Source organism: Candidatus Methylomirabilis sp., from assembly GCA_036000645.1.
GTDB lineage: Bacteria > Methylomirabilota > Methylomirabilia > Methylomirabilales > JACPAU01 > JACPAU01.
This window is the reverse complement of sequence record DASYVA010000148.1, coordinates 1-14,257: the sequence shown is the minus strand read 5'-3', so window position 1 is coordinate 14,257 and position 14,257 is coordinate 1. Positions and strand designations below refer to the sequence as shown.

Below are 14,257 nucleotides of genomic sequence, written 5' to 3'. Positions count from 1 at the left end.
GCTCCCCGCCCGTTTCCCAGCGGGCGACCGTGCTCCACGAGACCCCGAGCAACCGGGCCAACTGCTCCTGCGACAACGGCCGCTCCGGCGCCGGGCCAAGGGCTTCCCGGAGCGCTCGAATCCCCTGCGTGACCTTCCCCCTGGTCCGCACCCGTGGTCCCTCCCCCCTGGGGCTCCCGGCCGCTCGCCGCTTCTGGACCGAGGCCGGCGCCCCCCGCTTCGTTAGCCGTCGCCTTCGCGAATGAATCGTTCCCATTCGTCTTCTCCAACAGGTTCGAGTTCGATCAGGGCCTCTGTGCGCTCCAGGAACAAGACCGCACAGACGCCGTCGGGCAGGTTCCGCACGGACGGGTAGATCAGGCCGTGGTAGTCCTCCCGGGCTCGCCGGACTCGGCCGGCAGTAGCCGCGCACGTCGGCGGCGCCGGCACAGCCGCGAGGTCCTGGGCGGTGATCTGAAACCGCACCTGCGCGTCCGTCTCGCGCAGGTCAACGAGCCGCGCCCCGGTTAATGTTACACGCCAGGCCCGGAAGGCGCGCGGGTTCGCTGGCACCCCCAAGTGCGCCGTCACCTCCCGCCAGGCCGTTCGCAGGCTGTCAGCCACGTACGTCATCGGTCCCTCCTCGGGCTCCCCCTGGAATCGGCCACCCCGGCTCTGCAACACATCTTCTCGCGTGGCGCGCTCGCGTTTGACGATCCGGTACCACGTCGCTGATGGCACTGGCCCTCCTGGCCTGACCCATCTTGGTATGTAATATATAACGTGCTATAGTGCCTGTCAAGTGCCGCTGGTCGGCCCGGCGCGGCCGTGTCAAGGGAAAAGTCGGTTCGAGAGCAGGGGTGCCTTACTGCGTCTTGAAGAATCCATGGGATGCTACCGCAGTACCTCAGGCCGGGCTTGCCTCCCCCTCGTTTCTCCTCCTACCCCCGGCCCTGCCAGACCGGCTCGGCGGACTCAGCACTTCAAGCGTCGCTAGGGTCCTGAATTAGAGATTCGGTGACAAAATCGTGCGACGCTGGCGAGGATCTCGTCGGCGGAACCTGGCGGGAAGATGTGAGGAGCTGCACGCCGACCTCGTTCCAAGTTTGCTTCCGATGTATCCTGACGCGCCCGAGAGACTACCGACCGAGTGGTCGGTGCCCCCGGGGGGCGTTTCCTTGCTACCACGCTGCTACCGGACCACCCCGCACCAGGAGGATCCAGGGGCACCATCGGTCACTCCGAATGCTCGGGTTCTTGCGGGGATGGGTCTTCTTGGGTATGCTCAGGTGGGTCCAGGGGGGAATTCGTAATTAGAGCGGGACCGGTCACCAATTCGTTCACTACCCCTCCGCCGGCTAGAGCTGGCCGGATGAGGCATCCCAGCCCGCCAGCAAGGCCTGATACTCCGCCTGTTCATAGCGCTCCAGCAGGAAGGCCGGCGCATAGTCTGGCAAATCCCCGCCTGTCACGTGCGCGGCCAGCAGTTCTGCGGCCGCCTGGGAGCCCATGACCCCGTACCCGGAGAGGGCCCCAATGACGAAGGCCCCTCCGACCGGGAGGGGCCCGATGAGGGGCCGGTTCTCCCGGGTCTTGCAGTAGTACCCGCCGTCCACGTACCCCTGCCCTCCCTGGCCGAGGTAGGCCGACAGGCCCGGGATCATCCGCGCCAGGCCCCGCAACAGGATCTCAGCATAGTGTGGGTCGAACCGCGGCGGCCAAACCGGCTCCTGCGGTTTGGTGTCATAGGTCCATATCACCAGCAGGGTCGGGTTGTCCACGTCCCCTCGCGGGCGAAAGTGAACGCCGGCCGGGAACTCCTCGAGCAGCCAGCGGGTGTCCGCCCCGGCGGCGAGCCGCTTGCGCTCGGCCGGACTCCACGGCAGGGTGAGCGGGTCGGTCCAGATCATGAGGGGAGCCTCGCGGGGCACGATGCCCAGGGAGTCCCTGAAGGCCATCTTCCCGTGCAACTCGTTGAAGACGGGAATGTCCAACCCCAGCATGGCGCCGACTTGCATGAGATAGGGACCGGCGGCGATCACAAAGGTGCGTGTGCTCAGCGCCTCGCCGGAGCGGAGGTGGATCGTCTGGACACGGCCGCCTGTCAGGGTCACGCGCTCAACCCGATCCTGCCGCAGGCGGACCCCGCGGGCCTGCGCCTGCGCGAGCAGCCACTTGCCGAGTTGCGGGGCGTTCAGCCAGCCGCAGCGCCGAACGTGGAGCATCGCCACCGCGTCTTCGGTGATGAAGGGAAACCGCTCCCGGATGACCTTCGGATCCCGCACGAGGTCCGCCCCGACGGGGCCGTTGGCGAAACCCTGGGGTGGGGAGGGGACATAGGGGTTCGCGCCGGGATGCTCGCGCAAGGGTCCGGCCCCCAGCGCCGCGATCTCGGCGGCGCTCTGTCGCATCCGGGCGACCTGATCCGGATCGGCGGTGAGGAACACGTAGCCGCGCCGGTTCAACTGGAAGCAGTTGTTGCTCTCGTGCGCCAACTCTTCCAGGAGGTCAATGCTGCGATTCATGAAGCGGAGCATCGTATCGCCAGGCCCGGGCCACCAGTTCCGGTAGGCCTCCGTGCCCTTGTCGCTGGTGAGCGTGAGCGGCGGCCGCTCATCCACGAGCACCACGTCCTTGAGGCCGCGCCGAACCGCCAGGTGGTAGGCCGCGGCGACTCCAGCCATCCCGGCGCCGCAGATGACCACGTCCGCCCGCAAGCGTGTCATGGTGCCGGGAGCGCTTCAGTCATCGGACATCCGTTCGTTGGGAGTACACCAGGAGGGATGGGTCGGGGGAGCGGGACACCTGGCCGCCCGGTGGCCCATCGGCGTGCCCTCGGCACGGAGCGGGTTGCGAGCGACGATCTAGCGGCGGCCGCCCGCGATGGCCGGGACGATGGAGACGGCGTCCCCGGTCTTCAGCGGGGTGGCCGGCCCCTGGAGGAAGCGGATGTCCTCTTCGTTGACGTAGATATTGATGAACCGGCGGATGGCACCGTTTCCCTCGCAGAGGCGGTCCTTCAGCCCGGCGTACTGGGCGTCCAGCCGCTCGATCAGCTCCCCGATGGAAGCCCCCTCGCTCTTGATCTCTGCCTGCCCCCGCGTGAGGCCCCGCAGGGGCGTCGGGATCCGCACCAGCACGCTCATCCCTGCCTCCCCCTCCCTGGCCCGCCGTCGCTCAGGCGCCACCCTGCGCCGCCTCGTGGGCGGCCAGCGCCTCCTCGAAGGCCCGGAGCGTCGGTTTGATGGTCAGCCCGACCGGCAGCACCCCGGCCAGCGCTTCCTGGGTCTTCAGGCCGTTGCCGGTGATGCTGATCACCAGGCTCTCGTCCCGCGGGATCACTCCCTGTGCCACGAGCTTCCGCGCGGCCGCCACGGTCACGCCGCCTGCCGTCTCCGTGAAGATCCCCTCGGTGGCGGCCAGGAGCTGGATCGCCTCGAGGATTTCCTCGTCGATGGCGTGCTCGCCGCCGCCGCCGCTCTCCTTCACCGCCTTGAAGGCATAGTAGCCGTCCGCCGGATTGCCGATGGCGAGCGACTTGGCGATGGTCTTCGGCTTCACCGGTCGGATCGTCTCCGAGTCCGCCTTGATGGCATTGACGATGGGCCCGCAGCCTGCCGCCTGGGCCACGTACATCCGGGTGGGGACCTCCGGGATCAGGTCCAGGGCGTGGAGCTCCTTGAGGCCCTTCCAGATCTTGGTCACCAGGGAACCCCCGGCCGCCGGGACCACGATGTGCCGGGGCGCCCGCCAGCCGAGCTGCTCGGCGATCTCGAAGCCGAAGGTCTTGGAGCCCTCCGCGTAATAGGGGCGGATGTTGATGTTCACGAAGGCCCAGCCGTACTTGTCCGCCACCTCGCTGCAGAGGCGGTTGACCTCGTCGTAGTTGCCGTCCACCGCCACCAGGGTCGGGCGGTAGATCAGCGTGCCGACGATTTTGCTCTGCTCCAGGTCGGCGGGGACGAAGATGACGCTCCGGAGGGTGGCCTGGGCGGAGTGCGCGGCTACCGAGTTGGCCAGGTTCCCCGTGGAGGCGCAGGCGACCACCGAGAACCCGAACTCGATCGCTTTGGTCACGGCGACCGCTACCACCCGGTCCTTGAAGGAGAGGGTGGGATGGCAGACGGCGTCGTTCTTCAGATAGCACTCCCGGACCCCCAGCGCGGCCCCGAGGTTCTTCGCCGGAAGGAGGGGGGTCATGCCGCAGGCGTGCCCCACCGCCGCCTCCCCGTCCACCGGGAGAAGGGCCTGGTAGCGCCAGATGCTGGGGGGACCGGCCTCGATGGCGCGACGGGTCGCCACCCGGCGCAGCGCCGCGTAGTCGTAGTCCACCTCGAGCGGTCCGAAGCAGAACTCGCAGACGTGGAGCGGCTTCGCGGGGTAGGGCCGGTGACACTCCCGGCACTTCAGGCCCTTGACATGCGCCATCCGTTCCTCCCGGGGCCCCGCGTGCAGGCCCTCCTCAGAGCGTGACCCGGATTCCGAGCGTCCGGAGGTACGTCATCCCTCGATCCAGAGCGTCAGCGGTCCCGGTGAAGTCCAGGACCACCTCCCCCGCTTCCTCCGTGATCTTGGCCTTGCGGATGTTCGGCACCAGGCCGAACTCTTTCGACACCCGCCAGATTACCGGTTCTCTTACCAGCGCCTGGGGGAATGTGAGCGTCACCCGCGTCGTGGGCATCCTTCCTCCGCAAAAACGGAAGCCCCTTCTCATCCGGTTGAGAAGGGGCTCAGCACGCTGGCAGCAGGCGCGTCTCCCCCTCTCATCTCTCAGCCGGTTTCCCGGCTGCAGGAGTTGGCACGGCGGCGGCCCGCACAGCGGCCGCCCGTTGCCGTGGCTTCACAGGGCCAGTCCCTCAGCCACTCTGGATGAGAAGCGGACAAGCAGTCGATTGTCAGAGAGCAAATTTCGCGTAGTACACCAGAGGCGTCCGACGTTGTCAAGCGGAAAAGGGGGTCAGTGGACGACGTCCTGCTCGATCGGGCCCACGTGCACCCCCTGCCCCTCCAGCCACCGGAGCCCCGCCGCTAGGTTGGCGTGGGTTCCCTCCAGCTCGGTCATCATCCAGCCGAGCCCTTCGGCATAGTCCGCCTGGCGGATATTGAATACGAGGTCGAAAGTCTGGCTGAGTTTCCAGAGGAGGGGCTCGTCGGCCAGCTTGCCCGGGAAGGTCAGGTGGACGCGCCGCTTCGCCATGGCTCCCCCGCACGGCTGCGGGCCTCCGGTCGCCGTCGCGTGCTAAAAAGTATACCCTCCCACCGCCGCCGGTGTCAAAGGCCGGGTTCGCTCCGTGGGGCTAGATGTCGTACCGCTCGTAGCCCCGCTCCGACGCCCACTGGATGAGGACCTGAGCCACCTCCGGGCGGGTGTACTCGGGCGGGGGGAGCTCAACGCGGGTCAGCATCTCCCGGACCCGCGTCCCGGAGAGACTGACGTGCTCGCCCCGCTCGTGCGGGCAGGTCTTCGGGGTCGCCATGCCGCCGCAGCGCCGGCAATAGAAGGCGTGTTCGAAGAAGAGGGGGAGAATGCCCAGCTCGCCCGGCGCGAAGGCCCCGAAGATCCGCTGCGCGTCGGTGCTGCCGTAGTAGTTCCCGACCCCCGCGTGGTCCCTCCCCACGATGAAGTGGGAGCAGCCGTAGTTCTTCCGCACGAGCGCATGGAAGATCGCCTCCCGGGGCCCCGCGTACCGCATGGCCGCCGGGAGGAGTCCCAGCAGGACCCGATCCTTGGGAAAGTAGCCCTCGAGGAGCACGCGGTAGCAGGCGAGGCGGACGGGCGCGGGGATGTCGTCCGCCTTCGTTTCCCCGACCAACGGGTGGAGCAGGAGGCCGTCCACCACCTCCAGGGCGCACTTCTGGAGGTACTCGTGGGCGCGGTGGACGGGATTGCGGGTCTGGAAGCCCACCACGGTCTGCCAGCCCCGTTCCTGAATGCCCCGGCGGGTCTCCGCCGGGTACCGGGGGAACGGGCCGGGCGGGTCCGCGGGGGGATCGGCGAGCAGCGTGACCTGGCCGCCGACCAGGAGCTCCCCCTGGCGGTACAGGGCGGCCACGCCCGGATGGGCCGGATCGGTGGTCCGGAAGACCTCGCGCGCCTCTCGCTCCCGGTCGTAGGGATAAACCTCCGCCACCTCGAGGAGCGCCAAGGGCTCCCCGTCCTCCGCCAGGAGCGCGACCTCCTCCCCCGCCCGCAAGCCCTCTCCCCGCTCGCGGCTCACCGCCAGGGTGATCGGGAGGGACCACACGAGGCCGCTCGCGAGCCGCATCTCGCCCACGACGCGGCGGTAATCCGCCTCTCCCATGAACCCGGTGAGGGGGCTGTAGGCGCCCGTGGCGAGCAGGAGCAGGTCCGCCCGGCTGCGCGCATCGAGCGGGAGACCGGCCAGCCGGCCGGCCCGCTCCCGGAGGGCCCCCCGGTCCTCGGCGGCGGCCACCCGGTCCACCAGGACTCCGCCGTGAGGGGCGATCTCCCTGCCCATCTCAGGCCTCCGCCCGGGGCGCCAGGTGCAGGCCGCACTCCTTGCTCTCGGGGCGCTCCCACCACCAGCGGCCGGCGCGCAGGTCCTCGCCCGGCCGGATGGCGCGCGTGCAGGGGGCGCATCCGATGCTGGGGTAGCCCTGGTCGTGGAGGCGGTTGTAGGGGACGTCGTGCGCCCGGACGTACTCCCACACCTGGTCCGTGGTCCACTCGGCCAGCGGATTGATCTTGATCATCCCCCCGTGGGCCGGGTCCCGCTCCACCTGGCGGACGGCCGTCCGGGTCTCCGCCTGCTCGCGGCGCAGCCCCGTCACCCAGGCGTCCAGGCCGGCCAGGGCCCGGCCGAGCGGCTCGACCTTGCGGATCCCGCAGCAGGTTTTGCGTTCCGCCACGCTCCGGCGGAACGAGTAGAACCCCCGCTCCCGCTCCAGCGCTTCCACCGCTGCCGCCTCGGGGCAGTAGGTGGCGATGGCGATCCCGTACCGCTCCCGGATCCGGTCCATGACGTCGTAGGTCTCCTCGGGCAGCCGCCCCGTGTCCAGGGTGAAGACCCGGACCGCCGGATCGATCCTCGACCAGATGTCGATCAGCGCGACGTCCTCCACGCCGAAGCTCGAGGCTAGCGCGATCCGGGGCCGGAACGTCCGGCTGGCCCAGGCGAGGACCTCCTCGGCGGGCCGTCCCTGCCCGTCTGCTTGCAGCCAGCGCTGCAGGTCTGCAGCGTCCCTCCTGAGGGTCCCCGATGTTCCAGCGAGCGCCCCCTCACGGCCCTCCGCATACTCCGTCATCCGAGATCCTCCCTCCGGTTAGAGAAGTCGAACCCCCGCGTACAGGATCGCGACCGCCACCGCCCCTCGCAACGCCCGCTGCGGCATCCTGGGGCAGAACGTGCTCCCCACCAGCACGCCGGGGATCGAGCCGAGCACCAGGCTGAGGACCAGCCCGGGATCCACCCGCCCTCCGGTGGCGTGGACCAGCCCGGCGGCGCCCGCCAGGAAGACCGCCTGGACGATATCCGAGCCCACCACCGCGCTCGGGCGAATCCGATACGTGTACAAGAGCAGCGCGGCCACGATCGACCCGCTTCCGATCGAGGTGAAGCTCACGAGCAGGCCGATTCCCGCCCCCAGGAGGACCGTAAGCCCTTTGAGCCGTCCGGTCCATGGCAAGGGCGGCTTGCGCGGCTCGCCCGTCCTGGGCCGCAGGAGCTCGAAGAGGGTGAACGCCGACAGGAAGATGAGGACGATCGCCACCGTTCTGCTGACCCAGACATCCAGCGCCGGGCCGAGCCCCCCTTCCAGAAGCGTGAAGAGGTTAGCTCCCAACAGCCCGGCCGGGACGCTCCCAAGGCTCAGGTAGAAGACGAGGGGGAGATTCACGGTCCCCTGTCGGATGTGCTGGACGGCACCGACCCCCTTCGTGATGGCCGCGAAGATCAGGTCGCTGGCCACCGCCACGGCCGGCCGGACGCCTGCGAGGATGAGCAGGGGGGTCATGACCGACCCGCTCCCGACGCCCGTGAGACCGACCAGAACGCCTACGACAAAGCCGAGCGCGGAAAAGCCGAGGTCCATCGTGCCTGCTCCCGTTCGGGGGCCCGCAGCCTATCTGCGGGCCTTCGCCCTGCCCTGTGCCGGGCGCTTTGCAGCCCATTCCCGGCGTTTCGCCACGAGGCCCTCGAAATTCTCGTAGATGTGCGGTCGCGCCTTGCGCATCCCCTCCACGATCGGCCGCGCGCGTTCCCAGTAGGGAGCGGGGTTGAAGACGTCGAAGAACAGGTCTGCGCTGAGCAGTTTCCGGTTGACCAGCACCCCCGCCAGCTCGAAAAAGCCGCAGACCGAGGTGAAGGCCACGCGTTCTCTGGACGTGCCGGCGTACTGGGCCGTGTACGCGGCGTAGTCCTTCGGGGCGAGGTCGTGCAGGAACCAGAGGAGCGCCTCCCGGTTCCGGTCATAGATCTGGTAGAGCTGCAGGAGAACATCCACTTCGGCGCGCTCAGGACTGGCCATGGCTGTCCTCTCCGTTCCCGGACACAGCCCTCGCAAGCAATCGCATCTTCGGCGAGGAGAGGGGCTGAGCCAGATACTCCACGATCGCTCGCACCATCGGCCCGAGCTTGTAAGCCTCCGGCATCACGTCCACGCTGATCCCGTGTTCCTCGATCGCCCGCCGCGTCGGGGGCCCGACGGCGACAACCAGCACGTTCGCATTCAACGCCCTGCACAGGTCCTCGTCCAGGCTGTGCTCCGCCGCCATGCGGAAGAGGTTCCGCGCAGCGGGGGGACTGGTGAAGGTGATGATCTGGATGTTTCCCCCCTGGACTTCCCGGATGAGCTCGAGGACCCTCTCGTGTTCGGGGCTGACGTATTGATATCCCAGAGCCTGAAGAACGGCGGCACCACTCTTCTCGAGCTCCGGCGAGTACATGTACGCCTGCGCCTCGAAGACGTCTGCCCCCCTGCTTTCCAGGGTCTGGCGAAGGACGGGCCCCGCGGCCCCATGCCAGAGGATCGCCACACGCTTTCCCTCGAGGTCGAGCTTCCCCATCTCGGCGGCGATCCCGGCCGCCGTATTGTCCGAGGGCACCAGCCGCACCCGCACGCCGTACCGCTCCAGCACCTTCTGCGGCTTCTGGCTCCTCGCCACGACCGCGACGCGGTTCAGGCGATCCACGACCGCGCGTTGCACCCCGAGTGTCTCCGCCTTGGCCATCAGCAGATAGACCCCCGGTCCCGTCATGAAGACGGCATAATCGCATGGGCCCCCGAGGATCCGCTGCACCAGGGCATCCACCTGGAGGTCCGCCTCCTCCTGCACGTCAATTCCGACCGTGGGGGCCACGTACGGGACGCCGCCGAAGCGGGCGACCAGCTCGGCGAGCTCCGAGGCCCGCCGGCTCCCCGTGACCGCCACGGTCAGTCCATGGAGTTGCATCAGCGGTCCTCTCGCCGCGCCGCCCGTCGCCTGCCCGGCGGTGCCCCGATCTTCTTGGTCCCCCGCACGCCCGCATGCTTCAGCCGGCCCCCTAGCCAGCCGAGTGTCCCTGGTGCTATAAGCGTCCCTGACTCCCGATAGAGGAGCAGGCCCGCGCCGTCCAGTCCCGGCGGGAGGAGGGTGGGAAGATGCACGGCGATCGCAGACGCCTCCGGCGAGGGCTCGCCGGGACGCTGGCCATGCTGGGGGCCTGGGGCCAGACCGCCCACGCGCACGAGAAGTGGTTCCTCGATGCCGAGGCCTATCCGCTTCGGCCCGAAGCGCTCGCGGAGCCCTGGACGTGGCTGGCCATCGGGGGACCCCTCGCCCTCTGGGCGGGGGCACTCCTCCTCTGGCGATGGCGGGGGCAGCGTTCTTTCGTCCCCGGCCCCGTGGCGCTCGGGGGGACCCCCGAGGGAAGGGACGCGCTCTACGCCTTCGTGCCCCTTTTCCTTGCGGCCCATCTCGGCGTCTCCCTGCTGGTCAACGGCCTCAACCACACCCTCTTCGCCCCCAGCAACGGCCTGGAGGGGATCTGGGCCCACCTGTTCACGCTGGGACAGATCGGGGTGATGCTCGGCCTCTTCTACGGCTCGGCGACCCGGCTCTTCGCGCTCCTCTTGGCCCTGATGTGGGGAGTCGGCCTCTTCGTGGTCGGCATCGAACAGATGCTGGAGGCGGTCCACATCCTGGGCTTCAGCGCCTTCTTCTACTGCGGCGGCCGGGGACCCTTCGCGGTGGACCGGGCACTCTTTCCGAAGTGGGAGCCGGGCCCACGCCTCCTCGTGTGGGCCGTCCCGGCGCTGCGCGTGGCGATCGGCCTCAGCCTGATCGCGGTCGCCTTCACCGAAAAACTCCTGAACGTCCCGATGGCCGTGGACTTCCTGGCGGAGTACCCCCTGAATTTCCTCCCCGCCCTCGGGGTGCCGCTGACCGATGCCCAATTCGTGCTGGTGATCGGCGCGGTGGAACTCCTGGTGGGCCTCTGCGTCATGAGCGGGGTGTTCCTCCGGGACATCATCGTGGTCGCCTGGTTCCCCTTCAACCTGACCCTGGGGATCTTCGGGCCGGAGGAGCTGGTGGGCCACCTTCCCTTCTACGGTGCGATGGCCCTTTTCTTCGTCTGGGGGAAGTCCGACCTGGAGAACCTGGCTGCCTGGGTACGCGGGATCATGCAGCCACCCCTCGGGGTCCTGCTGCAGCGGTAGGGCCTCACGTCCTCGGCCGCCAGGGGGGTGCGGTCCAGGCCGCCTCACCCCATGACGCGGGTCCGGGAGAGCAGGGCCGTCGCCTTCGCGATGGCTGCCTGCTCCGCCTCCGCCCGTGTCCCCCCTTCCCCCCGCGCGAGCCGTGCTCCAGGCTCCACGTTATCCACCGTGCAGAGGTACCGGTCGCCCAGCCGATAGCTGACGATATTGATCCGCCAGCGCCCCACCTGCTCCTGCCTGCGCGCGTATTCCTCCGGCCGCATCGCGCTCTCCCCGGAAGCCATCAGGGCTTCTCGACCGGGGCGGCGACCAGGTTTCCCCACTCCGTCCAGCTCCCGTCGTAGTTCCGGACGTCCTTGAAGCCCAGGAGGTACTTCAGGACGAACCAGCTGTGGCTGGAGCGCTCGCCGATCCGGCAATAGGCGATGACGGGCTTGGAGCCGGTAATCCCGGCCTCCCGGTAGAGCCTGGCGAGCTCGTCCCGGCTCTTGAAGGTCCCGTCCTCGTTGCACGCCTTCGACCAGGTGATGCTCTTCGCCCCGGGGATGTGTCCGCCCCGCTGGCAGGTCTCCGGGAGCCCCGGCGGCGCGAGGATCTCCCCCGTGAATTCCTGCGGGCTCCGCACGTCGACGAGCTCAACCGCCTTCTGCGCCACCGCCTTCTGGACGTCCGGGAGGAAGGAGCGGATCGAGAGATCCGGGTCCTTCGCCCGGTACGTCTTGGCGGGAGGCTTGGGGGTGTCCTTCGTCAGCTCCCGCTTCTCCTCGATCCACTTCTTCCGCCCCCCGTTCATCAGCCGGACATCGCCATGGCCGTAGATCTTCAACTGCCAGAAGGCCCATGCGGCGAACCAGTTATTGTTATCCCCGTAGAGGACCACGGTGGTGCCGTTGTCGATTCCTGAAACGCCCATCAGCCTCTCGAAGTCGGCTTTCGGAAGAATGTCCCGCCGGACCGTGTCGCAGAGTTGGGTATTCCAGGACCACGCGATGGCCCCGGGGATGTGACCCTCCTCGTAGGACTTCGCGTCCACGTCCACCTCGACGATCCGCACCTTCGGATCCCGCTGATGCTCCTCGACCCACTGCGTCGAGACCAGAACCTGCGGGTTGGCATATTCGCTCATCGCTCCTCCTTTACGCGTCCGATCACCTGGACATTCCCGACTGCTCCCGCGGCGATGGCGAGAGCCCGGGGGCGTAGCGGCCCGTGCTACGCCTCGACCCCGTGGGGAGGACGGCCGGGGGAGGGGTCTCGGACCGCCGCGGCGACCTCGGCCCCTGCCAGGATCGCCCGCAGCGCCTCGTCACCGTGCCGAGCGCAGAATCGGCGAAAGTTCTCGCCGTTCACCCGGTCCCGGAGGTAGCCCCGGAGCAGGCGCGCGATGGCCTCGGGGACCTCGGTCGCGGGGCAGCGGTACCCGACGGGACGCGCGATGGCCTGATGCTTCCCGACCGCCCCGCCGACGCAGAAGTAGTAGGCATCCACCATCTTGCCGTCCACCTTCACCTTCTTCCCCTCGATTCCGAGGTCGGCAATCCAGTGCTGCCCGCAGGAGTTCGGGCAGCCGGTGATGTGGATCTTCAGGTGCTGCTCGAAGCCGGGCAGGCGTTCCTCCAGGTCCTCCACCAGCCACCGGGCATAGCCCTTGGTCTCGGTGATGGCCAGCTTGCAGAACTCGGTCCCCGTGCAGGCGACGGTCCCTCGCCAGAACGGGGAGGCGCCCAGGCGCAACCCGGCGGCCTCGGTCTCTCCGGCGAGGGCGTCCACGTGACGGGCCGGGATGTTCAGGAGGAGGAGGTTCTGCATGGCGGTGGTCCGCACCTCGCCCGTCCCGTACCGGTCGGCCAGGTCGGCCACCCGGGCCATCTGCTCGGCGGTGATCCGCCCGCGCAGCACCGGGATGCCCGCAGAATGGTAGCCCTCCTGCCGCTGGGGGTGGATGCCGACATGGTCCCGGTAGACGTCTTCCGGCGGCTCCTCCGGCACGGCCGGGTCGAGCCGGAAGCCGAGGCGGTCCTCCAGCTCCTCCTGAAAGCGCTCCGCCGTCCAGCCCTCCCGGAGGAACAGGAATTTGAGGCGCGCCCGCTCCCGGTTCTGCCGGAGGCCCTCCGAGTCCCGAAAGAGCTCCGTGATCCCCCGGACCACGGGGAGGACCTGGTTCCAGCGCACGAAGGCGTTGAGGCGTACCGCCAGATGCGGGTCGGTGGACAATCCCCCGCCGACCCGAACCGAAAAACCGACCTCCGGCTTCCCGCCGGCGGCGCGGCTCACCGCGGTCATGCCGATGTCGTTGATCTCGGGGTAACCGCACCAGACCCGGCATCCGGTGATGCAGATCTTGTACTTGCGCGGGAGGTTGTAGAAGGCCGGGTTCCCGTTCAGCATCCGGGTCGCGGCATGGGCGAGGGGGGAGGCGTCCACGACCTCGTCGGGATCCACCCCGGCGAGCGGGCAGCCGGTGATGTTGCGGGTGTCATCGCCGCAGGAGCCCATGGTGGTGAGACCGCAGCGCCAGAGGCTGGCGAGGACCGCGGGCAGGTCCTCGATGGCGACCCAGTGGAGCTGGATGTTCTGGCGGACGGTGATGTCGCCGATCCCCCTGGCGTACTTGGTCGTCAGGTCCGCGACGGTGCGGAGCTGGTGGGAAAGGAGGAAGCCGTTCGGGATTCGGATGCGCACCATGAAGTAGGGGACGGGCTTCCCTTCGCCTCCTTTCCCCCCCACGGCGCCGACGCCGTCCCCCTGGGTGTAGACCCCCCACCACCGAAAGTAGGTCCCCAGCCACTCCGGCGGGATGGCGGCATAGCCCTCGCGCGCGAACCGCTGGATCTCCTCCAGGCACTCCCAGGGATTTTTCTCCCGCTTGAGGCGCTCCACGCGCTGCGCCTTGGTCTCCTTCGGCTGCTCGCTCATCCTGCGCTCCTCTCCCGGCCGGGGGCCGCGCCGGCGTGGGCGTCCGAAAGTCAACCGCCGGGGTTCCAGGAGCCGGGCCCCTGGATGCCCCGGCGTTGTTCGACGATGCGAACCTATGCCGTTGGGGCGACGAGCTGCAGCGGACCGACCGGCTAGGGCCCGGCCAGCTGCAGCGGGACCTCGACCCACCGCTTGCACTGCGGGCACTTGGCCGCGGCCAGGCGGGTCTTGAGGTCCACCTTGATGATGGCGTTCTTCACGAAGAGGAACCCCCCCTCCTGCCTCTCCAAACGCGTCCGGCAGTGGGGGCACCGGCCCTCGCGTAGCGCGGACACTTCGAAGGGGGGTTCGATGCTCACAGGCATAGTCGCCCCTAGGTCGCCGACGCCCTCCAGGGCGTGAGCTTCCCCTCCACCACCTTCAGGCCGCTAAAGATCAGCAGGATGAAGCCCACGATGATGACCAGGCTGGCCATCATGAGGCTGGCGTTGAAGGTGTTCTGGGCAAAGTTCAGCAGGTACCCCAGCCCCCGGCTCGCGGCGATGAACTCTCCGACCACCGCTCCGGTGAACGCGAAGCCGACCGTCACCCGCAGGCTGCCGAACACCCACGCGGCGATAGCCGGGATATGGACGTGGACGAGGAGGTCCCGGCGGGTCGCGCCGAGGATCAAGACCCCGTCCACGAGACGGCCATCCACCTC

General features: G+C 68.8%; 17 protein-coding genes and 1 riboswitch. Of the genes, 1 reads left to right on the top strand and 16 read right to left on the bottom strand.

The window, feature by feature from the left end; translation table 11 throughout:
• Positions 1–222: 222 nt before the first annotated feature.
• The 11 genes from VGT06_08385 to VGT06_08335 form a co-directional block, all read right to left on the bottom strand.
• Positions 223–720: an RES family NAD+ phosphorylase gene (locus VGT06_08385; GenBank protein ID HEV8663140.1), complete on the bottom strand. Its 498-nt coding sequence runs from the start codon at positions 718–720 to the stop codon at positions 223–225.
• Positions 721–1,337: 617 nt separating this feature from the next.
• Positions 1,338–2,705, bottom strand: coding sequence for an FAD-dependent oxidoreductase (locus VGT06_08380; GenBank protein HEV8663139.1), 1,368 nt, complete (start codon positions 2,703–2,705; stop codon positions 1,338–1,340).
• A 138-nt stretch (positions 2,706–2,843) separates the two neighbouring features.
• Complete coding sequence (locus tag VGT06_08375; protein ID HEV8663138.1) at positions 2,844–3,125, bottom strand: MoaD/ThiS family protein; 282 nt, start codon at positions 3,123–3,125, stop codon at positions 2,844–2,846.
• A gap of 31 nt (positions 3,126–3,156) precedes the next feature.
• On the bottom strand, positions 3,157–4,407 hold the full coding sequence (thrC, locus tag VGT06_08370) for a threonine synthase (GenBank protein HEV8663137.1): 1,251 nt from the start codon (positions 4,405–4,407) through the stop codon (positions 3,157–3,159).
• A gap of 34 nt (positions 4,408–4,441) precedes the next feature.
• Positions 4,442–4,660 (bottom strand): NIL domain-containing protein, encoded by a 219-nt coding sequence (locus VGT06_08365; protein ID HEV8663136.1) that lies wholly within the window; start codon positions 4,658–4,660, stop codon positions 4,442–4,444.
• A gap of 79 nt (positions 4,661–4,739) precedes the next feature.
• Positions 4,740–4,855, bottom strand: a riboswitch (SAM riboswitch).
• Between the two features lie 81 nt (positions 4,856–4,936).
• Positions 4,937–5,176 (bottom strand): NIL domain-containing protein, encoded by a 240-nt coding sequence (locus VGT06_08360; protein HEV8663135.1) that lies wholly within the window; start codon positions 5,174–5,176, stop codon positions 4,937–4,939.
• A 100-nt stretch (positions 5,177–5,276) separates the two neighbouring features.
• Positions 5,277–6,458: a sulfate adenylyltransferase gene (gene sat, locus VGT06_08355; protein ID HEV8663134.1), complete on the bottom strand. Its 1,182-nt coding sequence runs from the start codon at positions 6,456–6,458 to the stop codon at positions 5,277–5,279.
• 1 nt (position 6,459) lies between these two features.
• Entirely contained in the window at positions 6,460–7,245 is a 786-nt protein-coding gene (locus tag VGT06_08350; protein HEV8663133.1) for a phosphoadenylyl-sulfate reductase, read from the bottom strand.
• Between the two features lie 18 nt (positions 7,246–7,263).
• A complete protein-coding gene (locus tag VGT06_08345) occupies positions 7,264–8,031 on the bottom strand; it encodes a sulfite exporter TauE/SafE family protein (protein HEV8663132.1) in 768 nt (255 codons plus the stop codon).
• A gap of 30 nt (positions 8,032–8,061) precedes the next feature.
• Positions 8,062–8,466, bottom strand: coding sequence for a hypothetical protein (locus tag VGT06_08340; protein HEV8663131.1), 405 nt, complete (start codon positions 8,464–8,466; stop codon positions 8,062–8,064).
• Positions 8,453–9,391 (bottom strand): uroporphyrinogen-III synthase, encoded by a 939-nt coding sequence (locus VGT06_08335; protein ID HEV8663130.1) that lies wholly within the window; start codon positions 9,389–9,391, stop codon positions 8,453–8,455. Before VGT06_08335 ends, VGT06_08340 begins: the two co-directional genes overlap by 14 nt.
• Before the next feature lie 188 nt (positions 9,392–9,579).
• Between VGT06_08335 and VGT06_08330 the strand changes: the two genes are divergently transcribed.
• Entirely contained in the window at positions 9,580–10,638 is a 1,059-nt protein-coding gene (locus VGT06_08330) for a DoxX protein (GenBank protein ID HEV8663129.1), read from the top strand.
• Between the two features lie 44 nt (positions 10,639–10,682).
• Here the strand turns inward: VGT06_08330 and VGT06_08325 are convergent, their stop codons facing one another.
• The 5 genes from VGT06_08325 to VGT06_08305 all read right to left on the bottom strand — a co-directional run.
• Complete coding sequence (locus VGT06_08325) at positions 10,683–10,901, bottom strand: hypothetical protein (GenBank protein ID HEV8663128.1); 219 nt, start codon at positions 10,899–10,901, stop codon at positions 10,683–10,685.
• 20 nt (positions 10,902–10,921) lie between these two features.
• Positions 10,922–11,764, bottom strand: a complete 843-nt coding sequence (locus VGT06_08320; GenBank protein HEV8663127.1) for a sulfurtransferase — start codon at positions 11,762–11,764, stop codon at positions 10,922–10,924.
• A gap of 86 nt (positions 11,765–11,850) precedes the next feature.
• A complete protein-coding gene (locus tag VGT06_08315; protein ID HEV8663126.1) occupies positions 11,851–13,554 on the bottom strand; it encodes a nitrite reductase in 1,704 nt (567 codons plus the stop codon).
• A gap of 152 nt (positions 13,555–13,706) precedes the next feature.
• A complete protein-coding gene (locus VGT06_08310) occupies positions 13,707–13,844 on the bottom strand; it encodes a hypothetical protein (GenBank protein HEV8663125.1) in 138 nt (45 codons plus the stop codon).
• Between the two features lie 83 nt (positions 13,845–13,927).
• The coding region (locus tag VGT06_08305) for an ABC transporter permease subunit (protein HEV8663124.1) at positions 13,928–14,257 on the bottom strand (330 nt) is incomplete at its 5' end.

Coding starts and splice junctions, on each gene's coding strand:
- VGT06_08380 (HEV8663139.1), bottom strand. CDS start 2,705: ATGACACGCTTGCGGGCGGACGTGGTCATCTGCGGCGCCGGGATGGCT.
- VGT06_08375 (HEV8663138.1), bottom strand. CDS start 3,125: ATGAGCGTGCTGGTGCGGATCCCGACGCCCCTGCGGGGCCTCACGCGG.
- thrC (HEV8663137.1), bottom strand. CDS start 4,407: ATGGCGCATGTCAAGGGCCTGAAGTGCCGGGAGTGTCACCGGCCCTAC.
- VGT06_08365 (HEV8663136.1), bottom strand. CDS start 4,660: ATGCCCACGACGCGGGTGACGCTCACATTCCCCCAGGCGCTGGTAAGA.
- VGT06_08360 (HEV8663135.1), bottom strand. CDS start 5,176: ATGGCGAAGCGGCGCGTCCACCTGACCTTCCCGGGCAAGCTGGCCGAC.
- sat (HEV8663134.1), bottom strand. CDS start 6,458: ATGGGCAGGGAGATCGCCCCTCACGGCGGAGTCCTGGTGGACCGGGTG.
- VGT06_08350 (HEV8663133.1), bottom strand. CDS start 7,245: ATGACGGAGTATGCGGAGGGCCGTGAGGGGGCGCTCGCTGGAACATCG.
- VGT06_08345 (HEV8663132.1), bottom strand. CDS start 8,031: ATGGACCTCGGCTTTTCCGCGCTCGGCTTTGTCGTAGGCGTTCTGGTC.
- VGT06_08340 (HEV8663131.1), bottom strand. CDS start 8,466: ATGGCCAGTCCTGAGCGCGCCGAAGTGGATGTTCTCCTGCAGCTCTAC.
- VGT06_08335 (HEV8663130.1), bottom strand. CDS start 9,391: ATGCAACTCCATGGACTGACCGTGGCGGTCACGGGGAGCCGGCGGGCC.
- VGT06_08330 (HEV8663129.1), top strand. CDS start 9,580: ATGCACGGCGATCGCAGACGCCTCCGGCGAGGGCTCGCCGGGACGCTG.
- VGT06_08325 (HEV8663128.1), bottom strand. CDS start 10,901: ATGCGGCCGGAGGAATACGCGCGCAGGCAGGAGCAGGTGGGGCGCTGG.
- VGT06_08320 (HEV8663127.1), bottom strand. CDS start 11,764: ATGAGCGAATATGCCAACCCGCAGGTTCTGGTCTCGACGCAGTGGGTC.
- VGT06_08315 (HEV8663126.1), bottom strand. CDS start 13,554: ATGAGCGAGCAGCCGAAGGAGACCAAGGCGCAGCGCGTGGAGCGCCTC.